Genomic DNA, 20,948 nt, shown 5'->3' with positions numbered 1-20,948 from the left:
CCTCACACCGTGGTGTTGGCAAGGGTGTTGATCCGTTTGAGCGCCTCGCGGGCCAGTGACAGCACGTCATAGCCGCCCACAACGCCGCACGTCGAGATCTCGATGGCGGCGTTGTGCGCGGCGACGAACGCGCTGTCGCACGCCCAGTCAGGGCTGCGGAACGACCACAGCGCGATGTCCGGGGATCCCGAGTTCGCCTGTGGCAGCAGGGTGAATGTGTAGTGCTGGCCGCGCATCGTGGTGACGGCGAACGTGACGTCGCGGCACGAGTCGATGGTGTGACGGGCGTCGGCAAGCGCGGCCTTGGGGTCGAAGTCTCGGTGGTAGACCGCGACCATCTCTTCGATGTACACCCGGCCCTCGTCGGCCCAGTGCCCACCGTCGGTGGCTGCCGGCTGATGGCCGGCGATGAACGGAGGGTCGACCTCTCTGGCCACCCCGCTGCATGTTTCGGGTGACACGGTGGTGAACAGGTTGCCGTCCTGATCCTGGACGTGCGGACTCAGCAGATCGTGGACCTGTCCCGCAGGGATCGGTGCCACCGGGTGCTCGGCCTGTGGATGCGGCTGGTCGAGCACCCGGGTACAGCCGGTGAGAGCAAGGGCCAGGCCGAGGACCAGAACCGATCCCCGGCGGGGCATACCCTCAGCCGTCGCCAGGCGAGGGCGCCGAGGAGAACTCCTCCAGGCAACCCTCGGCGACAGCATGCCTGATGCTATCTGTCAGACGCGGGCATGAGCGTGCCCGTGCCGGGTCGCCCCCGGATTCCCGCAGTTCGGTGAACACGGCACAACGTTGCGTCGCCTCCGAATTCCACTGCACCGACGTGTGTTCCGGACCCAGCTTCTTGACCTGGACCGTGACGTGGCAGAACCGGCAGTCCACCGAGGCCAGTCCCGAGGTGAGGTACCGCTGCCGGTCCCGTTCGGTGGCCTCCCGGACCGCAGCCGCCCGCTGTGGATCGGACGCGAAATCCGGTGCCTTGGACCACGTTCCGGGCGTGCGGCCACTGCTGGCGGGGTGCGCGTCGTCGTCATCGTGCACCCCGTGCAGCAGCAGCATCGAGCGGGCCAGCTCGTCGACCTCGGGCCTCATGGCGTCGGCGCCTGCTCCGCCTGTTGCTGCCGGAGGTTCTCCTCCACCTCGATGTGCCATTTCTCGTTGGCGGCGGTGGTGTCGATCTCCAACTCGAAGCGGTCGGTCATGTCGGGAGTCACGTCGGCGACATCGACATAGAACTGCTGGTACCAACGGCGCATCTGGTACACCGCGCCGTCTTCCTCGACCAGCAGCGGGTTGTCGATTCGGGTCTTGTGCTTCCAGATCTCGACGTCCTGCATGAAGCCCTTGCTGACACCGTCGGTCATTGCCGCGGCCAGCTTCTCGGTGGTGGCATCGTCCATGCCCTTGGGCTTTTCGACGATCACACCCCACTGCAGCACGAATGCGTCCTGGCTGACCGGATAGTGGCAGTTGATCAGGATGGACTCGGCCTTGTAGCCGCCGTAGTTGTTGTGCAGCCAGTTGATCATGAACGACGGCCCGAAGTACGACGCCTCCGAATCCAGGTGTGCCTCACCGTAGGCCGTGCCCATGCCGCCGATGTCGGGCCGACCCACGTTGTGCAGGTACTGCGACGCGATATGGCCCTCGAACACGTTCTTGAAGTACGTCGGCAGGCCGAAGTGAATGTAGAAGAAGTGAGCCATGTCGGTGACGTTGTCGATGATCTCGCGGCAGTTGCTGCCCTCGATGAGCATCGTGTTCCACCGCCAATCGGTCCAGTCGTCGCTGGCGAATTCGGGGATCTCGGGGATCCGCACTTCTTCCTGCGGCGGGTTGCCCTCGTGGTCGTGCCACACGAACAACAGGCCGCCGCGGACATCGGTGTGCCAGGCGCGCGTGCGGGCCAGGCGCGGAGTGCGCTTGGCGTAGGGGACCAGCTTGCACTTGCCGTCGCCGCCCCAGCGCCAGTCGTGGAACGGGCAGGCAATGGTGTCGCCCTTGATGGTGCCCTGGGACAGGTCGCCACCCATGTGACGGCAGTAGCCGTCGAGAATCTTGAGTTCCCCCTGCGAATCGGCGAACACCACCAGCTTGGTCCCGAACGCCTCGATGGAGTGCGGCTCGCCGTCCAGGTAGTCCTTCACCGGTCCGAGGCAGTGCCAGCCCCGCGCGTAGCGGTCGGGCAGCGCGCCGGTGTCGATCTCTCGAATCGCAACACCAGTTCCCCGGTCGCCGCGCTCCTGCCCGCCGGCAGTCTCCGTAGCCATGACGCCTCCAGTCCTCTCTTTCTAACTAGAACACGTTACAGTTTTGCCTCCGCGTCTGGCAATGACGGGTGCGTGACCTGCCGCATAGCTCGCCGGATGCCCCGCTATGTGGCGGGCACTCCCACCCGCAGCGCGATCTCCTGCATCCTTCCCACGCTGGTCACGACCTCCGGTGAGGCCGGCTGACCAGGGGCGCTGTCGAACTCGAGGCGGACCAGGGCACGTCCCTCGGTGAACATGAGAAGCGTCACTGCCTTGGCGCCGTCGGGTGAGACGCCGGCGACGATGGTGCCGTCTGTGCCGACCGGAAACGGCTGCGGAGTGCCACCGGTGACGATGGTGCTCACAGCCGTCGACGCCTGCCGCAGCGTGGCCGTGGCGGTGGCGGCGTCGGGGTAGATCAGGATCGTGTCGGCGATGGCCTTGGTGTCGTCGGTGTTGACGAAGAACGCGCTGGCGCCGGACATTCCGTTCGGATTGGTGTTCGACGACCTGACGGTGAAGGTGTCCGGGGGAATGCTGATGTCCGTGGCGGTCAGCATCAGACGGCTGTAGTCGAGGCTGCCGGGCTTGGTGGTACCCGCGACCGGCGGGGCGGCTGCCGGCGGCGCGCTGGACGCTGTGGTGGGCGTCATACCCCAGCGCGCGGCGGAGCCCGGGTCGGTTGCGGAGCAGCTCGCCGCGGTCGTGGCGACGATCGTGGCGAGACCTGCAGTGAGCACGAGTTTCAGCGGCGATGACGTCGAGAACGGCATAATTACTGTTCACAGTACGCGTCGCGATGAGCGAGTGCCCGGTCTGCGGGGCTGGCCTGCGGTATATGTGAACGATGCCCCTGTACTCATTCGAGGGCCGCGCGCCCAGAGTCGATCCGACTGCATTCGTGGCGCCGACCGCCACGTTGATCGGTGATGTCACGGTCGAGGCCGGTGCGTCGGTGTGGTTCAACGTAGTGCTACGAGGCGATTACGCGCCCGTCGTGGTCCGCGTGGGCGCCAACGTGCAGGACGGCTCGGTGCTGCACGCCCCGCCCGGTATCCCGGTGGATATCGGGCCGGGCGCGACGGTGGCGCACATGTGTGTCGTACACGGCGCCCATGTCGGAGCCGAGGCCCTGATCGCCAACCACTCGACGGTGCTTGACGGCGCCGTGATCGGGCGACGCAGCTTGATCGCCGCGCACTCATTGGTGGTGGGCGGCACCAAGATTCCCGATGAGGTACTGGTCACCGGAGCGCCCGCGAAGATCAGAGGACCGATCGGCGGCACCGGAGCCGAGATGTGGGTCAACACCAACCCGCAGGCCTACCAGGAACTGGCGCAGCGGTACCTGACCGGGCTGGCGGAGATACCGGAGGGCTAGACCGGCTTCGCCGTCGCTGCAGCGCGGTCGACCTCCCAGAAGGCCCGTAGCGCGACCATCTGTCCTGCGTCGTTGACGCGGTAGGTGAACACACCTTCGGTGGTGATCTGATGGCCGCCCATGGTGGTCACGATGCTGCCCACGTTGGCTTCCTCGTTGCCGCACTGGAATGTGTCGACGAACCTGAACTCCAGGTTGTCGGTAGGGGCAATCGCCTTGTCCCAGAAGGCCGCGATGGCCTCCTTGCCGCGATGGCCCTTACCTTCCGGGTCGAAGAACGACGGTCCGATCGGGTCTTGCACGATCGCGTCGTCGGCGAACACCGCCAGCCACGCCTCCTTGTCACGCGCCGCGACCGCGGCCCGCGAACGCAGGCCCGCCAGATGGGCGGGATGGTTGGGGTCGGTCACTGCCATGTCAGTCCTGCCAGCCGGAGTGGATGTAGGTGTCGGCGAACCGCTTGAGCGAATCCTGCTTCTTGTCCAGCGGAGCGTCGAAGCCCAGGCCGTCGAGCAGCCACGGGATGACGATGTTGTCGGTGATGCCCGCCGCGGCGAGCTCGCGATGCCCGTCGAGGTCGAATTTGTCGATGCACACCGCCTGGTACTCGAAAGGCTCATCGGCTCGGCCGTATTCGGCGCGCAGCTTGTTGAGGGCCTGAACCGTCTCGGCCAGCTGGGCGCACGTCATCATCGCGCTCGTCCAGCCGTCACCGACTCGGGCGGCTCGCTTGAGGGCGACCGGGGTGTGTCCGCCGACGTAGAACGGGACCGGCTGCGACGGCGCGGGACTCATCTGCAGGCGCTCGAAATCATAGAATTCGCCGTGGAACTCGACCATGCCGCCGCCGAGCACCAGCTTGAGCACCTCGATCATCTCGTCGACACGTGCACCCCGTCTGGCGAACGGCACCCCGCACCACTCGAATTCTTCGGGCGCCCAGCCGATCCCGACGCCGAAGCCAAACCGGTTGTTGGTGAGGTTTGCCACCGAACCGACCTGCCGCGCCAGCAGTAGCGGATTGCGCGAGCCGAGTTTCATGACGTTGGTGTAGAACCGCAGCGTCGTGGTCACCGCACCCATCGACGCGGCTGCGATCAGCGGATCCACCCACGGGGTCTCCGCATTCCACATCCGTGACCCGTCGGGTGTGTACGGGTAGTCCGCGGCCTGCTTCTCCATGAAGAACAAGGAGTCGGGCAGGGCGATGGAATCGAACCCGACTTCCTCTGCGGTACGGGCCAATCCGGTCAGATGCTCCAGCGGGCCCATGGCCACGCTCAGCGTGTACTTCATGCTCATGACTTGTCCGCCGGCTTGTCCGATGAAACCACCCACATCGAGTAGTACTGTGCACCACCGCCGTAGGCATGGCCCAACGCTTTGCGGGCGCCCTCGACCTGATGATCGCCTGCCTTGCCCATCACCTGGATCGCCGACTCCGCGAAGCGGATCATGCCCGACGCGCCGATCGGGTTGCTGGAGAGCACACCGCCGGAGGCGTTGAACGGGATCTTGCCGCCCATTGCGGTCTCGCCCGCCTCGGTGAGTTTCCAGCCCTCGCCCTCGGCGGCAAAGCCGAGGTTCTCCAACCACATCGGTTCGTACCAGGAGAACGGCACGTACACCTCGGCGACGTCGATCTCGTCGATCGGGCTGGTGATACCGGCATCGCGCCACAGGGCAGCCGCGGCGTCGCGACCGGCCTGCGGGTTCACCTGGTCGCGGCCGGAGTACGCCAGTGGTTCGGTGCGCAGTGCGGTGGCGTGGATCCAGGCGACCGGATGTCCCTCGGCCACCCGGGCATCGGCGATTTCCTCGTTGCCGATGACCAGTGCGGCCGCCCCGTCCGACGACGGGCACGTCTCGTCGAAACGAATCGGATCCCACAGCATCTGCGACGACATCACCTTCTCCAGCGTGATGTCGGGCTGATGCAGATGAGCCAGAGGGTTCTTGGCGCCGTTGAGGCGGTCCTTGACCGCGACCATCGCGCCGATGTAATCCGGTGCGCCCGAGCGGCGGATGTAGGCACGGACGTGCGGCGCGAAGTAGCCGCCTGCCCCGGCGCCGACCGGCTTGGTGAACGGCACCGGAATGCTCAACGCCCACATGGCGTTCGACTCGGACTGCTTCTCCCACGCCATGGTGAGCACGCGGCGGTACTTGCCGGATTTGACCAGGCTCGCGGCGACGACGGCCGTCGATCCGCCCACCGAGCCCGCAGTGTGCACGCGGATCAGCGGCTTGTTGGTCGCGCCGGTCGCGTCGGCCATGAACAGCTCGGGCATCATGACGCCCTCGAAGAAATCCGGTGCCTTGCCGACCACGACCGCGTCGATATCGGCCATGGTCGAACCGGAGTCGGCGAGTGCTCTGTCTATGGCCTCGCGTACCAGGCCGTTCATCGAGACGTCATGACGTTTGGCCACATACTTGGTCTGCCCGGTGCCGAGGACCGCAGCTTTGTTCGCCATCAGTTCTTCCCCTCCAGGACTGCTACCAGATTCTGTTGCAGCGCAGGACCACTCGTGGCATGCGCCAGCACACGGCCCGCCGTCCCATCGAAGATGTGCTGTGCCGCAAATCCGATGCGCTCCAGACCGGCCGAGAACATCGGATTGGCGGCCAACGCGCCACCCGACGGGTTGATCTTGGTCGATGCGCCCAGGCCGATGGCCTCGGTGAGGATCAACTGCTGATGAGTGAACGGCGCGTGCAACTCGGCGACGTCGAACGCGGTGTCGCCACCGGTCGCGGCCTGTGCCGAGGCTGCGGTGGACGGCGACGTCGTCAGGTCCCGCGCGCCCAGGATCGGGGTCTCGATGCGGTGCTCGAAACCGGTGATCCAGGCCGGGTTTTCACGCAGTTCGCGGGCCCTGTCGTCGGCGGCCAGCACGATGGCCGCGGCACCGTCGGTGATCGGGGCGATGTCGTGGCGACGCAGTGGATCGGCGAAGTACGGCCGGTCCAGCAGCTCGGCGACGGTGCCGGCCGATTTCACCGAATCGACCCGCTCGGCCGCGGCAAAGGAGTCCAGCGCCACCTGCGCCATGGTCTCGGCGGTCCACTTGCCGGCGTCGAGGCCGAAGCGGGCCTGCAGCCCGGCCATCGACACCGAATCGGGCCACAGCGGTGCGACGGTGTACGGGTCGGTCTGCAGGGCCAGCACGCGGCGCAGCACGCCTGAGCTGGATTTCCCGAAACCGTAGACCAGCGCGGTGTCGACCTCACCGGTGAGGATCTTGATGTAGGCCTCATACAGGGCCCACGCGGCATCCATCTCGACGTGCGATTCGTTGATGGGCGGTACCGCGCCGATCGAGTCGATCGCGGAGATGAACGAGAATGCCCGCCCGGCAAGGTAATCCGAGGATCCTGAGCACCAGAAACCGATGTCGGTCTGCTGCAGGCCGAGTTCGGCATAGAGCTGGGCAAAACACGGCATCAGCATCTCGACACCGTTGGTGGTGCCGTCGGTGCGGCGCACATGCGGGGCATGCGCGAAACCGACGACAGCAACATCACGAAGAGTCATGTGGGGTTCCCTTACAGGTGGTGCTTGTAGCTGTCGTAGTCGGCGTCGGGCTCACCCGTCGGCCGGAAATGAGAGATGTTGTCGATGCCAAGGCCCCATTCCTCACGGGGGCGCCACACGGCCTCGACCCGCATGCCCATGCGCACCTCATCGGCGGGAATCTCGGTCACCAGGTGCAGGAACGGGATGTCCGCACCGTCGAGCAGCACGTAGGCCGCCACGTACGGCGGTTTGATGCGCTGTCCTGCGAACGGGATGTTGATGATCGCGAATGTGGTGACGGTTCCCTTGTCGGACAGCTCGACATACTCGGTCAGTTGCCGACCGGTGGCCGGATCGGCCTCGCGGGCCGGGAAATAGACCTTGCCGTTCTCGCCGGTGCGCGCACCGAGCAGCTTGCCCTCCTGCAGCGCACGCAGGTACGCGCTCTCCGGGTACGACGCAGAATGCTGGATCTCGATGGCCGTCGGTACCACGAGCATGGTGATCGGATCGCGGTCGTCTGTCACGTCCGGAACGTCTTCAGCAGTGTCACCCGGCACGAAGTACGCGATATCGGTGATCGCGCCGACAGGTTCGTCGACCCAGTGCGCGTGGACCCGGGCGCCGGTGCTGATTTCGCCTTCCGGCGCGTCGACCGCATGCAGCAGCGGGGTGTCGGCGCCGTCGAGCTTGATCAACGCCCACGCGAACGGACGGTCCAGCGGCTGACCCTCGAGCGGCTCCGGCTGCCAGGTCCAGGACACCACCGTTCCGACGCTGGAGACCGGCACCACCTCGGTCAGTGGTTCGTAGCTGACCGGGTCATACTCGGCGGGTGGCACATGCACGCGCCCGTCCGATCCGCGTACGCCGACGATGCGGCGGGCGCGCAGGGCAGTGAAGAACTGACCGAGCACCGGGCCCACTGAACGGGTGTAGTCAAACGACAGTTTCAGTGGCGCAGAAAGTGGCGGCTCGTGATGATCTATCGAGGCCGGGCGGCTTTGGCTGGCTGTCACACATCGAGTAGAACAGGTTCTAAGAATCGTGGCAAGAACGGGTCGAAAGGCAAACTAATGAAGCTCGGTCTTCAGCTCGGATACTGGGGCGCGCAGCCGCCCACCAACCATGCGGAACTCGTGGCTGCCGCCGAGGAGGCTGGATTCGACACCGTGTTCACCGCGGAGGCGTGGGGTTCGGACGCGTTCACACCGCTGGCCTGGTGGGGGCGCGAGACCAGCCGGCTCCGGTTGGGCACATCGGTGGTGCAGCTCTCGGCCCGCACCCCGACTGCCTGCGCGATGGCGTCGCTGACGCTGGATCATCTCTCGGGCGGCAGGCACATCCTCGGGCTCGGGGTTTCCGGGCCGCAGGTGGTCGAGGGCTGGTACGGCCAGCGCTTCCCCAAGCCATTGGCCCGTACGCGCGAGTACATCGACATCATCCGCCAGGTGTGGGCTCGCGAGGCCCCGGTGACCAGCGCGGGACCGCACTATCCGCTGCCGGTATCGGGCGAGGGCACGACCGGGCTGGGCAAGCCACTCAAGCCCATCACGCATCCGCTGCGCGCCGACATCCCGATCATGCTGGGAGCCGAAGGCCCCAAGAACGTCGCGCTGGCCGCCGAGATCTGTGACGGCTGGCTGCCGATCTTCTACACGCCGCGCATGGCCGACACCTACAACGCGTGGCTGGACGAAGGGTTCGCGAAGCCGGGGGCACGTCGGTCGCGGGAGGACTTCGAGATCTGCGCGACGGCCAACATCGTCATCACCGAGGACCGCCCCGCGGCCTTCGCGGCGATGAAGCCGTACCTTGCGCTGTACATGGGCGGAATGGGTTCGGAGGACACCAACTTTCACGCCGAGGTCTACCGCCGGATGGGCTACGGCGACGTGGTCGACGAAGTGACGGCGCTGTTCCGCAGTGATCGCAAGGACGAGGCGGCGAAGGTCATTCCGGACGAGGTCGTCGACGATGCGGCCATCGTCGGCGACAAGGACTACGTGCGAGAGCAGATCAAGGTCTGGGAAGCCGCGGGCGTCACCACCATGGTGGTGAGTGGTCGTAGTGCCGAGCAGATCCAGGAGCTTGCCACACTGGTTTGAGCACAGCGAGCAGACGCAGACTCGCACGTTCTGGGCTGCAAATGTGCGATGGTGCGTCTGCTCGCCAGGAAACAGTAGACACTTCTTGCAAAGTGTTTAGAACGCGTTCTAGATTTGGGGTGTGACCGACGCCACTGGGTCTTCGCGCAAGCGCTCATCCGAAGCCACGCCCTCGCAGCACACCGTCGCCGGCTCTGTGGTGACCATGCCTGTGTTGATCCGCACCGCGGATCAACACATGGCGATGTTCTCCGTGGACGCCGACGCGGCGCAGCGGATGATCGACTACAGCGGCCTGCAGGTCTGCCGCTACCGGCCGGGCCGCGCAGTCGTCGTCCTGATGCTCATGCGTTACGTCGACGGCGACCTGGGTCAGTACCTGGAATACGGCACCAACGTCATGGTGAACCGGCCCGGTTCGACTGCTCGCGGCATGCGCGCCCTTCAGTCCGCCGGGGCGTTCATCCATCACCTGCCCGTCGACCAAGCGTTCACGTGCGAGGCCGGACGGTCGATCTGGGGTTACCCAAAAGTGATGGCGGACTTCACCGTTCGTGACGGCCGGCAGTTCGGGTTCGATGTGACCATCGACGGGCAGCTCGCGGTCGGGATGGAATTCCAGCGCGGCCTGCCGGTGCCTGCCAGGTTCACGTCCAAACCGCAGGTCCACCCGACCTTTTCGCACCTGAACGGCGTCACCCGCGAAACCGCGGGGGAGATGCGGCTTTCCGGTGTGCGGTATCGGCCGGGCGGGGTCCGGCTGTGGCTGGGCGATCACCCGTATGCCAAAGAGCTTGCTGCACTTGGCTTGCCCAAACGCGCCCTCATATCGAGTTCAGTGCAGAACGTGCAGATGACGTTCGGTGACGCCAAGGAGATCTCATGACCCAGACCCTTCCCAGCACCAAGCCCGACGTCGATCTGGCTGACGGGAGGTTCTATTCCGACGGCGGAGCGCGGGAGGCCTACCGCTGGATGCGGGCCAACGAGCCGGTGTTCCGTGACCGCAACGGTCAGGCCGCGGCCGCCACCTATCAGGCGGTGCTCGACGCCGAACGCAATCCCGAATTGTTCTCCAGCGCAGGCGGCATCCGGCCCGACCAGCCCGGCATGCCGTACATGATCGACATGGACGACCCCGCACACCTGTTGCGGCGCAAGCTCGTCAACGCCGGGTTCACCCGCAAGCGGGTCATGGACAAGGTGCCATCGATCATCCGGCTGTGCGACACACTCATCGATGCCGTCTGCGAACGCGGTGAGTGCGACTTCGTCCGCGACATCGCCGCGCCGCTGCCGATGGCCGTCATCGGCGACATGCTCGGCGTGCTGCCCGAAGAGCGGGACATGCTGCTGCGGTGGTCCGACGACTTGGTGTGCGGGCTGTCCTCACACGTCGATCAGACCGTGATCCAGAAACTGATGGAGACGTTCGCCGCGTATACCGAATTCACCAGGAACGAGGTCATCAAGCGGCGGGCCAATCCCACCGACGACCTCTTTTCGATCCTGGTCAACGCCGAGGTCGAGGGCCAGCAGATGAGCGACGACGAGATCGTCTTCGAGACGCTGCTGATCCTCATCGGCGGTGACGAGACCACCCGGCACACCCTGAGCGGTGGGGTCGAACAGCTGCTGCGGAACCACGATCAGTGGGAGGCACTGGTAGCGAACCCCGACAAACTTCCCGGCGCCATCGAGGAGATGTTGCGCTGGACCTCGCCGGTGAAGAACATGTGCCGCACGCTGACCGCCGATACGACGTTCCACGGCACTGAGCTCAAATCCGGCGAGAAGATCATGCTGATGTTCGAGTCGGCCAATTTCGACGAGGCCGTGTTCGGCGACCCGGATACGTTCCGGATGGACCGGAATCCCAACAGTCACCTGGCATTCGGCTTCGGAACGCACTTCTGTCTCGGCAATCAGCTGGCCCGGTTGGAGCTGAAGCTGATGGTTGGGCGGCTGTTGCAGCGGCTGCCCGATCTGCGGCTGGCCGACGGCGCCGACGTGCCGCTGCGCCCGGCAAACTTCGTCAGCGGCCCGGAGGCGATGCCGGTGGTGTTCACGCCGAGCGCACCGGTGGGGGCTTAGCTGCCCCCGTTCGGCTGCACGCCCGCGTCCGTAGTTCTTCACGATTGGTGCCGAGGCTGTCGGCGATCTTGACTGCCACTTCGAGCCCTGGAGTGCGTTCGCACCGTTCGACCTTCGAAAGGGAGCTCTCGATACACCGCTTCGAGTTGCAGGGCGCCTGCTCGTGGTCGCCATCAGAGTAGTTGGCCCATCTCTGTTCCACGGTGGTAGCCGCAGTGATCGAGCCCGAGAAGTCCTTCGCACTTGTGTCGTCGCCGGGCCCTCGGCGGGCTCATTCCGTAGACGTGTCCGGCACGATCAGGACTCGGCCGCTTCGGGTTCGATCCTCGAGCTTGCGATGGGCCGCAGCGGGGTCGGTGAGGGGGACGATGGCCCCTACGGCTGTGCGGACCTGCCCGTGGGCGACGTGGGCGGCGTACTCGCGCAGGTGTTGGTGGGCCTCGTCGGGAAACGCTGCCCGGAACCCGGCTATGGAGAATCCGGTGACGCTGCGCAGGGCGAGCACTTCGCCGACGGGTAGCTCGGGAAGGGCACCGCCGGCCACTCCGTAGATGACCAGCCGCCCGCCCGGGGCGAGCAGCCCCAGTGTGGCCGCCGTGGTGGTTCCGCCGATGCTGTCCAGAGCGACATCGACACCGCCGGGCACAGCTTCTCGTAGCTGCTGTGGCCAATCGGGGTCGGCGTAGCTGATGGCGATGTCGGCACCGTGGGCGCGGGCGAAATCGAGTTTGGCGGGTGATCCTGCGGTCGCGATGACACGACCTGCTCCCTCAAGTCTGGCCAGCTGCAGGGCGAGATGACCGATGTTGCCAGCTGCCGCGTGGACGAGCACCGTATCGCCGGCGGCAACGCGACCCCAACGAAGTGCTAGTAACGCAACAGGGCCCGGCATGGCCAGATTGCTCGCGTCAGCGGGTGCCACCCCCTCTGGGACCGGGGCGAGCCAGTCCGCGTCAGCAGTCACGAACTCGGCATAGGCGTCGACGGCCACCAGCGCCGCGACACGGCACCCTGTCCACGCGGAGTCGACGCCCTCCCCGACCGTCTGCACCACTCCGACGACGTCGCCGTGCAGGCTTCCCGGCAACGGTGAGCGCCCGAGGGCCGAGATGCCGGCTCGGAGTGTGGTGTCCACGAAGCTTCCACCGATCGCCTCGGTGCGGATGACGACCTGCCCCGGCCCCGGTGCCGGTTCGTCGACCTCTTCGATCACAAGCACCTCCGGGCCGCCGTGGCGGTGGTAACGCGCAGTCTTCAAGGCTGCTCCCTTTTCCCAGTACTCATTGGCGCGACGCCGGTCGCCACCGAGGAAGCCGAACTGTTCTCTGGTTTCACCACAGACGAACTCGCCCAACTGCTCGGACTGCGTCCTGTTACTCGCTCGGGTGTAGTCATCCGACAGATCCCACAACCGTGAATTCTTCAAACGCGATCCGTGACCTCCCTGCGGCCCACAAATATCCGCAGAGCACGGCTGCCTGCCCGTGACTCGGCGGTCGAGCGACAATGCCGTACCAGCACCGACAGTCGTCGCAGACCGAATATGATTGCGGCTCAGCCACTTCGCTGCAGAGACACGGCCACCAGCGGTACGTGCATCACATTGTCGCAATTCCCATTGTGCGAATCTCCAACCATCGCAAGGCCCGACGCGTCTACGGCTCCAACACAACCTCGAACTCGCTGCGATCGACGGTGTCGGCGAAGAGCATTGCGGCCTTGCTCTCCATGTCATCGAGGAACATCGCGCGGGTCGCCAGCTCGGTGTCGATGTGGGCCACGACGAGTTCCTCCTGTTTCATCGTCGACCTCGCATGCACAGTGCCGTTGGGCGCGACGATCATTGATGCGCAGTTCTGGTATGGCGTAAGGCAGGGGTTGCATGACGCGAACCAGATCGTGTTCTCGGCGGCGCGGGTGGTGATCAGCGCGTGGTGTACGGGAATCTTCCAGTCGTTGGGCCGCGTCGTGTTGTTCTGCGGGTGGAATACCAGCTGGGCGCCTTGGCGCACGCATTCTTCGGTCGTCGCTGCGAACCGGAAGCCCTCGAAGCAGATCACCACACCCACACGCACACCGAACAACTCGAAGGTTTCGAAGCTGTGTCCGGGGGTGTAGGCCACCGCGTCCATGGGTGTCAGGCGGGTTTTGTGGTGAACGCCGAGAATCTCACCGTGCTCAGAGATGACCAGAGCAGAGTTGTATGGTTTTGCCCCTTCGGGATTCGTTTCCAGCGGTGTTTCGGTGCCGAGGATGATCGCCATGTTCAGTTCGCGGCATCGGTCAGCGATCTTGGTGTGGAGTTCGTCGAGCTCGACGACGGGGACCGGCCGGTCCGCAGGAGTGATATCCACCCGGTAGCCGACTGTCTGCGATTCGGGAAAGCACAGAATATCGACCTCCGCCCGCGCTGCCTTGTCGATGAACCGAAAGATCGTCGCTGCGTTCTCCTCGAAATTGTCAGTCTGACGGCATTGGGCCAGTCCGATGCAAAGGTGTGACACGTGATAGTCCCTTCTTGTTGAATGTTCTTCTTTTGCAACTGATCCGGCTACGGGCCGGGTACGCGCAGCAACCCTGCTGGTACGTCACCGGTCAGTACCTCGACCCCGTCGTCGACAATCCGGACAGTTTGGCTTTGCCCTACGGCGTACCGGCCGAACCGACGAAGGACGATGGGGAGGTGGAAAGTCATCCCGACCTCGAGGCGTTCGTCATTGGCTTCGGTGATGAAGAACTCCGGTCCGCTCATCCAGGAGCACGAGCGGGATTGGTCGTCAAAGATATTCACCGGATAGCCGTAGCTGTAGTGGAATAGGACTCCGGCGTGCACGCCGAGGACAGACGTGCATTTTTTGGCGACCGTCGAACATCGAATACCCGGCTTCAATTCTTGGTAGAGGGTTTCGAGGATCGCCTGCACTTTACCGAACAAGTAGGTCACGTCGTCGTCGACCGGCTCACGGACTATCGTGCGCATGACGGGTGCGCAGTATCCGTCGTATCCGCCCGAGAACTCGAGGAACGCGACGCCACCGGGCCCAAGCTTGCGACGCTGCCACTGTGAGTGCGCTAGGCTCCCCGACGAGTCGATGCCGACTACCACGAAGGCCGGAAACTCGTAGCCGGAATCGTGCACCATCGCCGACATCGCGGCGGCCGCGATCTGCGCATCCGTGACGTCGGCCCGTTGCGCCTCACGCCACGCCGTCTCGACACCGGCCTTGGTCGCGCCGGCGGCCAGCCGCATCCGCGCCGCCCCCCACTCCGATGTCACCTGCCGGAGCCTGTCGATCAGCGCATCGCCGTCCTGCGCACGGTTCCCATGCCACCAGTTATCGACGGTCAACGGTTCATCCCAACCAAACACGTGCACGTTGTCGATGACCGCGGTCGCCTCCATGGCGCGTCCCAGTTCCGACTCAGCGACGGCCAGCAACACTTCATCCTGTGTCACGACCAGCGCAGCTTTACCGGGTGCTGCGGTGGAGTACCCGATCAGGTAACGCAGGTTGGCCTGCTTCATCGTGACGGCCCCGTTGCCCCCGGTAGATGTGATGACCGACCGTAATGCCGCCAGGCGCGCGCGGTGTTCGTCGATTGCCTCATTGTCGACCGAGCGCCGTGACATCGATGTGGAACCGAACCATGCAGGTGGATTCGTCACCGTAGGGGATTCAGTTTGCATCCACGCCTCCAGCGGTTTCAACTGTCAAAACAATGATTTTAATAATAGATGAGAATTCTTCGCTGTCAATGCAAGGTTGTGCGTCTGAAGCACGAAAGTGACTGCAACAGAGTGGAATACGTGACGACGGTGATTCCGGAGTGAGGTTGCGTCGCCCGCCGCTCGCCTATATCAAGCGAGGCGGATCCACCCTTCGGTGTACTAAAAGCGGGTGGTGACTAGGCCGGCCAGGCGCCACGCATCGTCAACCACCGGAAGAACAGACCACTTGTCGAACGTCGTGCACGGATGCGAGATACCGCAGCCCAGCACATCGCCGACAGCAAGGCCCCGGGGGTCCCCGCTAGCCAAATGGAAGTATGTGTGTTGGTCGTTCATCGCGATGATTCGGCCGGCCGGCGGCGCCATAACCTCGCCACGGCCACTGGGAATGCGGAATTCGACTGTGGGAAAGCCGCAATCAGTTCCGGTCTCCCGTTTTCCGAAGTCCAAGATCGCTAGCTCAGGCTCGGGCCGCGAGACCACCGTGCTCCACACATGTACGGCAGGGGCAAACGCCAGCGCCAAGCCCCGGCGCTCACGTGCGTAGACACCTGAGTCGTACGCCACGTAGCAGCCGCTTCTCAGCACTACCATCATCTGGCTGTCATCAGCCCAGCGTGTTGCCAACTCGTCGGCGACTGCCTCAAGGTAGGACGTACCTCCCGCGGACACGATGAAAGTGTCCTCAGAGGAGGCCGTCGACAGTTCGAAAGCGACCTCGGCAACAAATTCGAGGAAGCGCGTAACCTCCTCGGCACTGTGGATGACGCCTTCGAAGGCGCAGACACCGACCAAGTGGAGATGGCTGGATGCCGAGACTGCCGCTGCCACGTGCTGGGCGTCAGCCAGAGTTCTGACACCCGCGCGGCCACCGGCTAATCCCACCTCGACTAGCACCGGAACAGCATGCCGTTGGCCACGCGCGTTGAGCACCGCATCCATTCGGCACACCCCGTCGACGGAGTCGACCCAGCACATCATCTCGACGTCCGGATTATCGTCGCGGATCGCTCCCATGAAATCGATGGCGCGAACGTCTTGCACTTGGTTCGCGATCAGAAACCGGTTCGAGACGTCCATCATCGCAGCGGCCTGATAGACATTCGCCACAGTGGTAGCCCAAGCGCCCGCAGCGAGCTGCGCTCTCACGATCTCCGGCGACATAGTTGTTTTGATGTGAGGGGCCAACTTCATCCCATGTGCGGCGCAGAATCGCTGTAACAATGCCACATTGGCCCGCAGCGCCGATTCGCTCAACGAGATCGCCGGCGTCATGAAATCTCCGTTGGTGACGTCCAGCGTTCCGATCACGTCAGTGACCGGGCGCCCCCAGGTCTCGGGTGGAAAACTCTTGTGCCTCGGCCCCAGTACCAAGCTGTCACTAGGCAAGAATGTAATAGTGATCCCTCCAACGCTGATGCGGCACAACGGTGTTCAGCAAGTTACTGCGGCGCACCTACACGTCGCTGTAGGCGGATTCCTTGCCACAGAGGTGTTGGCATCATCAAGGCGAGGCCTTCGACCCACCCCACGTCCAGGAGCACGCCTGGCCGAGCCTGAGCCGATCGCTCGCTCTCCACCCCATGTAACCCGGACGAAGGCAGTGCACCAGCCGGAACACCTGCTTCGAACATGGTGGAATCCGCAGCGGGATCAGAGCACTCCGTAGGTTGCGAATGCCTCACGCAGCCGCATGCCCTGCTTCAATGACGCACGCATTTCGGACTCGGTCTCGATCTTCTGTACCGCGCGTGCGAAGACATCGTTGACAATGTCGCCGGGAATGACGACGATACCGTCTCCATCGGCCATCAGATGATCGCCGGGTCTGACCAGGGTACCGCCGAGTTTCACAGGCACGTCGAACTCCACAACCTCCTGCCGTGAGTAGCTGTCGGACGGATGTGTGGCCGCCCCGAAGGTCGGAAAGTCGAGCAACTCCAGCTCCGCAATATCGCGTATCCCGCCGTCGACGACCGCCCCTCTGATACCCGCGGACCGACACGCGTTCGCGAGTAGACCGCCGAAGAGGCCGGACGTAACTTGACCGCCCGCATCCATCACGAGAACGTCCCCTGCCGATGCCGTGTCGATCGCCATCAAGAGAACCGCATACGGTTCCTGCGGCGCGGCGTCGACGGTTTCCACCCTGACTGTCCGTGCCGGGCCAAGCAGGCGCGCCGGGCCTGCCATGTGTTTGACCCGTTGATCAACCACCTGTTCCCGATAACCCATCCGGTCCAGGGTGTCCGCCAGCACTGCTGCGAAGAGCCGCGAGTGTTCCGTACGGACGCGATCGGGCGTCGAACTTTGGTCAATGAAACTCATGTTTCACAACACTACGTATCATTGATTGACCTTGTCAACGCCGATGTCGCCGATGTGGCAGGTAGCTTGCTCGAGGCGTGGGGCAGTTCCGACTGCCGTGCGGCGACCATTACGATATGTTTCGATGGGCGGATCAGATGTTTCAGAAAGGGCATGGTATGTCACAGCAGCGCAGCGGAAACACCCACAACTTCTCGTCGTGTGTTAGCGCGGGGGACTTGCTCTTCGTTTCCGGCCAAGCGTCCGTGTTGGATGGCGCCATCGTTCCCGGCACCTTTGCCGAGGAGATGGCGCGGTCGATTGACAACCTCCGACGCATCCTGGAATCACGTGGGCTGAACCTGGCGGATGTCGTCAAAGTCGGTGCTTACGTGCGGGATCCAGGCGATTTGGTCGAGTTCAACAAGCTGTACCCACGGTACTTCTCCAACCCACTGCCGGCCCGCACGACGATAACCTCCTGCCTGCCGGACACGATCAAATTCGAGATCGACGCCGTTGCCTTGCTCGGGGGGCGGGCGGACAAGCCCTGATGGCCGGATGCGACGCGCTGTCGGTGACGAGTCCTTGCTACCGAATCCACCCGGCTCTGGAGTCCTGCAGCGGGGCGGTCCGCGTGCTCGGCGGAATGTAGGGCATGCCGAGCCGAACGTCGCAGAACTGTTGCAGCGCTTGAGAAATACTCTCCAGGCCATTGTCCAGACACCTTGGCGAGCTCGGCGACGGGCCGATCTCCGGTGTTCGATCGCTCCACGATGTTCAGCAGGGACGTACAGAGCAGAACGGCGCTCTTCTGATGCCCAGTTTCGTGCCCAAAAAGACTCCTCGGCGAGGATTCGGTCGAAACGCGTAATTTCCCGTTGTGGCGTGGCGCCTATGCGGTAATCCGTCGCCGTCGCGACCTAAAGAGTGCGGGCAAACACGCCCGCACGGTAGCAGGTTTCCGTTGTCGGTGACGATCAGTGCGATATGGATGATGCCGTGGGCAGCGAACAAAACTCGTGCGCGCGCGACAAACAGACCTACGGCCGCGGGCTCTGCAAGACCGGGCTGACCCCGATCTAGTCCTTACGACTGGTCGGATACAACTCATGGCGCACAGCGCAGCTGTGAGCGCGATCTGGGCACGGTCGGTGATGGACCACCCGGACAGAACACGGGCCAGAGGGAATGCCCTGATTGCGGCGACGCCACGCCCAGCAACCCGTGATCCTATGAGCCTGCCGAGGCACGGTACTGCGAACGCGAGCCCGTATTGCCATGGCGCACAGTCCAGCTGGCCGAGTATCAGAATTGTAAGCGGCGGCTCGGCGGCCATCCACAACTTGCGACCTTGCCAAGAATCTCTGAGTCGCTGGGGCTGAGTAAACGCAAATGTGAGCCGACACGATTTTCACTGTGGCGAGTCATTCGAGGATGAGCCAGGTGCCGCCGTCCAGGAGTTCGCGCGCTGCATCGAGATGCCCCGCATGGGTAGCGGTCTCAATGATGACGTGCAGCATGACCGCGCGGAAATCAGGCAGTCTCCAGTCCCCGAACTGCTCCGCCGGCCACCAACGCGGACTCGTCGTAGGCGATGTCACCTCGATGACGGCGTCCGCCGCATCGCATGCGCGTCGGTAGCCGTCGATGACTGCGAGGGCATCGGCGTCGGTGCCAACGTGCCATCCAGCTAGAGGCTGGCGCTCATAGTGGGCAACCGTGCGTGGCTCGGCCGCAACGACCGCGCGGAACCAGAAATTCTCCACATCGTGGGTCAGATGGCTCAGCATTGAAAGGCAGGTCCATCCCGTCGGCAGCACGGGTTGCCTCAGCGCCTGGTCGTCGAGGCCAGTGACAGTACCCAGCACATGGTGGCGGGTGGTGCGCAGGTGCTCGTGCATAAGATCTCGTTCGCGTTCCATGTATACACAGACCTGTCGAACTGCCCGAATTCATCGGGATTGAGCCTGGCACAGATCTGCAAATCGCCGCTAGCCGAAGGCAAATCGCAGCTCTAGGAGGCCACGACGTTGCTAACAACAACGGGCATGCCTGCCGCATGTTGCGGCTGTCCGAGCCGATACCATTCGATATGTAATCGTAAACACCAAGAACTGCAACGGTTCCCGAGACAGTTCTGTTTTCTGACGGGGAACAGCGATACATGCCAAGTTGACCCCCGGATAGACCTCTCGACTTGTGACGCCCCGTCCGAATTCGTCCAATCTGCGTATCGGTTGCAGCGTGCTATCCGGGGGAGTGGGCGGTCCAAGTCGTCGAACCCCGGCACCGGCCATGCGCCACAACCGACGGCTGTCTTACCCGACGCGCCAGTCACGCTGAGGGACTCAAGCCAGCCGGGCGCTGTTCTAGTAGTGGCGGGTTGCGGCGAGCTGAAGATCGGCGAACACGTACTCAGTCGTCGTTCGTGAGCTCAAAGACCGTGATATGCCGGTAGATATCGCCCGGATCGAGCTCGGTGGTGGGAAAAGTCGGATGATTTGGAGAGTCCGGGTAGTGCTGTGTTTCGAGCGCGAATCCGTCGCCCTGCCGGTATAGGCTGCCGCCACTGCCCGCCAGTGTGCCCTGCAGCATGTTGCCTGTGTAGAACTGGAGGCCCGGTTGAGTTGTCCGAATGGTCAGGGAGCGACCGCTGGACGGATCAATGACTCGAGCGGCTTGAATCACGGACGGCGGATCAGTCTGTCGCAGCACCCAGTTGTGGTCATATCCGTGCCCGATGAGCAACTGCTCATCGGGCACCCGAATACGTTCGCCGATCGGCACGGGTTCACTGAAGTCGAAAACGGTGTCGGCAACCGGCCTGATCTCCCCTGTCGGAGCCTCCTGACTGTCAACGGGTAGAAAGTGATCGGCGTTGATAGAAAGCAGTTGGTTGTAGCAGGATCCGGATCCTTCACCGGCCAAATTCCAGTAAATGTGACTGGTGAGGTTCAGTACGGTCGGCGCGTTCGTGGTGGCCTCCAACGTCAGGGTAAGCCTGCAGGCCTCGTCGAGGACGTAGCCGGCGACAACGTCAAGCTTTCCGGGGAAGCCCATCTCGCCGTGCGGGCTGCTGTGCGCGAGCCGCACGCCAACACCAGCATTGTCAGAGATCACGGCGCTGTCCCACACCGCCTGGTCAAATCCCACGGCGCCGCCGTGGAGCGCGTGCCATGCAGTGTTCAGCGGTACCTCGACAACGCGGCCTCGAAGGATGAACCTGCCGCCGGCGAGTGGGTTCGCGTACCGGCCGATCAAGGCTCCGAAGTACACGTTGGCGCCCTCGGGGTTGTGGGGATTAGGGGCGGGGTTGAGGCGCCGGTACTCCTCGAAGGTCCGGAAGCCCAGCACGATGTTGGAGAGGTTGCCGTCGCGGTCGGGGAACTCGACAGTCTGCACGATACCGCCGTAGTTCAAGACCTGTACCCTCATGCCGCGGGAGTTGGCAAGAGAAAATCGCCGGATGGCTACGCCGTCAAGGTCACCGATCACCTCTTCGCGGACGGTGGGCATAGCCCTCATGCCTCTCACCGTGGGCCCTGAACCA

The 20,948-nt window shown here is 64.0% G+C and carries 21 protein-coding genes; 5 read left to right on the top strand and 16 right to left on the bottom strand.

Going from position 1 to position 20,948, the window contains the following annotated elements; all coding sequences use genetic code 11:
* Window positions 1-2 precede the first annotated feature (2 nt).
* From BST13_RS08590 to BST13_RS08575, 4 genes are all read right to left on the bottom strand, one after another.
* Entirely contained in the window at window positions 3-641 is a 639-nt protein-coding gene (locus BST13_RS08590; RefSeq protein ID WP_083162627.1) for a sensor domain-containing protein, read from the bottom strand.
* 4 nt (window positions 642-645) lie between these two features.
* Complete coding sequence (locus BST13_RS08585) at window positions 646-1,095, bottom strand: hypothetical protein (RefSeq protein WP_083162625.1); 450 nt, start codon at window positions 1,093-1,095, stop codon at window positions 646-648.
* Window positions 1,092-2,273, bottom strand: coding sequence for a 3-ketosteroid-9-alpha-monooxygenase, oxygenase component (locus BST13_RS08580; protein WP_083162623.1), 1,182 nt, complete (start codon window positions 2,271-2,273; stop codon window positions 1,092-1,094). Before BST13_RS08580 ends, BST13_RS08585 begins: the two co-directional genes overlap by 4 nt.
* A gap of 104 nt (window positions 2,274-2,377) precedes the next feature.
* On the bottom strand, window positions 2,378-2,908 hold the full coding sequence (locus BST13_RS08575) for a hypothetical protein (protein WP_036425442.1): 531 nt from the start codon (window positions 2,906-2,908) through the stop codon (window positions 2,378-2,380).
* 194 nt (window positions 2,909-3,102) lie between these two features.
* Here BST13_RS08575 and BST13_RS08570 point away from each other — a divergent pair, with 194 nt between their 5' ends.
* On the top strand, window positions 3,103-3,636 hold the full coding sequence (locus BST13_RS08570) for a gamma carbonic anhydrase family protein (protein ID WP_083162621.1): 534 nt from the start codon (window positions 3,103-3,105) through the stop codon (window positions 3,634-3,636).
* Here the strand turns inward: BST13_RS08570 and BST13_RS08565 are convergent.
* Genes BST13_RS08565 through BST13_RS08545 form a run of 5 tightly spaced genes read right to left on the bottom strand, consistent with a single transcriptional unit; the run spans window position 3,633 to window position 8,175 of the window.
* A complete protein-coding gene (locus BST13_RS08565) occupies window positions 3,633-4,052 on the bottom strand; it encodes a nuclear transport factor 2 family protein (protein WP_083162618.1) in 420 nt (139 codons plus the stop codon). The two genes, BST13_RS08570 and BST13_RS08565, sit on opposite strands and share 4 nt — an antisense overlap.
* A gap of 1 nt (window position 4,053) precedes the next feature.
* Complete coding sequence (locus BST13_RS08560; RefSeq protein WP_083162616.1) at window positions 4,054-4,932, bottom strand: TIGR03619 family F420-dependent LLM class oxidoreductase; 879 nt, start codon at window positions 4,930-4,932, stop codon at window positions 4,054-4,056.
* A 2-nt stretch (window positions 4,933-4,934) separates the two neighbouring features.
* Window positions 4,935-6,113: a thiolase domain-containing protein gene (locus BST13_RS08555; protein ID WP_083162614.1), complete on the bottom strand. Its 1,179-nt coding sequence runs from the start codon at window positions 6,111-6,113 to the stop codon at window positions 4,935-4,937.
* Window positions 6,113-7,174: a thiolase domain-containing protein gene (locus BST13_RS08550; protein ID WP_083162612.1), complete on the bottom strand. Its 1,062-nt coding sequence runs from the start codon at window positions 7,172-7,174 to the stop codon at window positions 6,113-6,115. The genes BST13_RS08555 and BST13_RS08550 overlap by 1 nt, the downstream gene beginning before the upstream one ends.
* Before the next feature lie 11 nt (window positions 7,175-7,185).
* On the bottom strand, window positions 7,186-8,175 hold the full coding sequence (locus tag BST13_RS08545; protein ID WP_083162610.1) for a Zn-ribbon domain-containing OB-fold protein: 990 nt from the start codon (window positions 8,173-8,175) through the stop codon (window positions 7,186-7,188).
* A gap of 57 nt (window positions 8,176-8,232) precedes the next feature.
* On the opposite strand from BST13_RS08545, the gene BST13_RS08540 reads away from it, so the two are divergent.
* The 3 genes from BST13_RS08540 to BST13_RS08530 all read left to right on the top strand — a co-directional run bounded on the left by BST13_RS08540 (window position 8,233) and on the right by BST13_RS08530 (window position 11,358).
* A complete protein-coding gene (locus tag BST13_RS08540) occupies window positions 8,233-9,264 on the top strand; it encodes an LLM class F420-dependent oxidoreductase (RefSeq protein WP_083162608.1) in 1,032 nt (343 codons plus the stop codon).
* A gap of 205 nt (window positions 9,265-9,469) precedes the next feature.
* Complete coding sequence (locus tag BST13_RS08535) at window positions 9,470-10,150, top strand: acetoacetate decarboxylase family protein (protein WP_083162905.1); 681 nt, start codon at window positions 9,470-9,472, stop codon at window positions 10,148-10,150.
* On the top strand, window positions 10,147-11,358 hold the full coding sequence (locus BST13_RS08530) for a cytochrome P450 (protein WP_083162606.1): 1,212 nt from the start codon (window positions 10,147-10,149) through the stop codon (window positions 11,356-11,358). The genes BST13_RS08535 and BST13_RS08530 overlap by 4 nt, the downstream gene beginning before the upstream one ends.
* A gap of 271 nt (window positions 11,359-11,629) precedes the next feature.
* Here the strand turns inward: BST13_RS08530 and BST13_RS08525 are convergent, their stop codons facing one another.
* From BST13_RS08525 to BST13_RS08505, 5 genes are all read right to left on the bottom strand, one after another.
* Window positions 11,630-12,784 carry a quinone oxidoreductase family protein gene (locus BST13_RS08525; protein WP_211296041.1) on the bottom strand — a complete coding sequence of 385 codons (1,155 nt, stop codon included), beginning with the start codon at window positions 12,782-12,784 and terminating at the stop codon, window positions 11,630-11,632.
* Between the two features lie 229 nt (window positions 12,785-13,013).
* On the bottom strand, window positions 13,014-13,862 hold the full coding sequence (locus BST13_RS08520) for a carbon-nitrogen hydrolase family protein (RefSeq protein ID WP_083162604.1): 849 nt from the start codon (window positions 13,860-13,862) through the stop codon (window positions 13,014-13,016).
* A gap of 47 nt (window positions 13,863-13,909) precedes the next feature.
* Complete coding sequence (locus tag BST13_RS08515) at window positions 13,910-14,989, bottom strand: M24 family metallopeptidase (RefSeq protein ID WP_158087125.1); 1,080 nt, start codon at window positions 14,987-14,989, stop codon at window positions 13,910-13,912.
* A 258-nt stretch (window positions 14,990-15,247) separates the two neighbouring features.
* Window positions 15,248-16,399 carry a type III PLP-dependent enzyme domain-containing protein gene (locus BST13_RS08510; RefSeq protein WP_083162600.1) on the bottom strand — a complete coding sequence of 384 codons (1,152 nt, stop codon included), beginning with the start codon at window positions 16,397-16,399 and terminating at the stop codon, window positions 15,248-15,250.
* 342 nt (window positions 16,400-16,741) lie between these two features.
* A complete protein-coding gene (locus BST13_RS08505; protein ID WP_083162598.1) occupies window positions 16,742-17,416 on the bottom strand; it encodes an RraA family protein in 675 nt (224 codons plus the stop codon).
* A gap of 158 nt (window positions 17,417-17,574) precedes the next feature.
* On the opposite strand from BST13_RS08505, the gene BST13_RS08500 reads away from it, so the two are divergent.
* Window positions 17,575-17,949: a RidA family protein gene (locus BST13_RS08500; RefSeq protein ID WP_083162901.1), complete on the top strand. Its 375-nt coding sequence runs from the start codon at window positions 17,575-17,577 to the stop codon at window positions 17,947-17,949.
* 873 nt (window positions 17,950-18,822) lie between these two features.
* Here BST13_RS08500 and BST13_RS08495 read toward each other — a convergent pair.
* Together BST13_RS08495 and BST13_RS08490 are read right to left on the bottom strand one after the other, a co-directional pair.
* Window positions 18,823-19,299: a mycothiol transferase gene (locus tag BST13_RS08495; protein ID WP_158087124.1), complete on the bottom strand. Its 477-nt coding sequence runs from the start codon at window positions 19,297-19,299 to the stop codon at window positions 18,823-18,825.
* Window positions 19,300-19,813: 514 nt separating this feature from the next.
* Complete coding sequence (locus tag BST13_RS08490) at window positions 19,814-20,914, bottom strand: aldose epimerase family protein (protein WP_211296040.1); 1,101 nt, start codon at window positions 20,912-20,914, stop codon at window positions 19,814-19,816.
* Between the last annotated feature and the right edge of the window lie 34 nt (window positions 20,915-20,948).

The sequence above is a fragment of the Mycobacterium aquaticum genome (assembly GCF_002086485.1).
In the GTDB taxonomy this organism is placed as follows: Bacteria; Actinomycetota; Actinomycetes; order Mycobacteriales; family Mycobacteriaceae; genus Mycobacterium; species Mycobacterium aquaticum.
Note: the sequence above shows the minus strand (reverse complement) of the source record. Positions and strands in the feature narration are given on the sequence as shown.

What these genes read in the sequence shown, in the direction of transcription:
- BST13_RS08495 (WP_158087124.1), bottom strand. Translation starts at nt 19,299, where the DNA reads ATGCACGAGCACCTGCGCACCACCCGCCACCATGTGCTGGGTACTGTC.
- BST13_RS08575 (WP_036425442.1), bottom strand. Translation starts at nt 2,908, where the DNA reads ATGACGCCCACCACAGCGTCCAGCGCGCCGCCGGCAGCCGCCCCGCCG.
- BST13_RS08530 (WP_083162606.1), top strand. Translation starts at nt 10,147, where the DNA reads ATGACCCAGACCCTTCCCAGCACCAAGCCCGACGTCGATCTGGCTGAC.
- BST13_RS08500 (WP_083162901.1), top strand. Translation starts at nt 17,575, where the DNA reads ATGTCACAGCAGCGCAGCGGAAACACCCACAACTTCTCGTCGTGTGTT.
- BST13_RS08565 (WP_083162618.1), bottom strand. Translation starts at nt 4,052, where the DNA reads ATGGCAGTGACCGACCCCAACCATCCCGCCCATCTGGCGGGCCTGCGT.
- BST13_RS08490 (WP_211296040.1), bottom strand. Translation starts at nt 20,914, where the DNA reads ATGCCCACCGTCCGCGAAGAGGTGATCGGTGACCTTGACGGCGTAGCC.
- BST13_RS08570 (WP_083162621.1), top strand. Translation starts at nt 3,103, where the DNA reads ATGCCCCTGTACTCATTCGAGGGCCGCGCGCCCAGAGTCGATCCGACT.
- BST13_RS08580 (WP_083162623.1), bottom strand. Translation starts at nt 2,273, where the DNA reads ATGGCTACGGAGACTGCCGGCGGGCAGGAGCGCGGCGACCGGGGAACT.
- BST13_RS08505 (WP_083162598.1), bottom strand. Translation starts at nt 17,416, where the DNA reads ATGAGTTTCATTGACCAAAGTTCGACGCCCGATCGCGTCCGTACGGAA.
- BST13_RS08555 (WP_083162614.1), bottom strand. Translation starts at nt 6,113, where the DNA reads ATGGCGAACAAAGCTGCGGTCCTCGGCACCGGGCAGACCAAGTATGTG.
- BST13_RS08550 (WP_083162612.1), bottom strand. Translation starts at nt 7,174, where the DNA reads ATGACTCTTCGTGATGTTGCTGTCGTCGGTTTCGCGCATGCCCCGCAT.
- BST13_RS08540 (WP_083162608.1), top strand. Translation starts at nt 8,233, where the DNA reads ATGAAGCTCGGTCTTCAGCTCGGATACTGGGGCGCGCAGCCGCCCACC.
- BST13_RS08560 (WP_083162616.1), bottom strand. Translation starts at nt 4,932, where the DNA reads ATGAAGTACACGCTGAGCGTGGCCATGGGCCCGCTGGAGCATCTGACC.
- BST13_RS08590 (WP_083162627.1), bottom strand. Translation starts at nt 641, where the DNA reads ATGCCCCGCCGGGGATCGGTTCTGGTCCTCGGCCTGGCCCTTGCTCTC.
- BST13_RS08585 (WP_083162625.1), bottom strand. Translation starts at nt 1,095, where the DNA reads ATGAGGCCCGAGGTCGACGAGCTGGCCCGCTCGATGCTGCTGCTGCAC.
- BST13_RS08535 (WP_083162905.1), top strand. Translation starts at nt 9,470, where the DNA reads ATGCCTGTGTTGATCCGCACCGCGGATCAACACATGGCGATGTTCTCC.
- BST13_RS08515 (WP_158087125.1), bottom strand. Translation starts at nt 14,989, where the DNA reads ATGTCACGGCGCTCGGTCGACAATGAGGCAATCGACGAACACCGCGCG.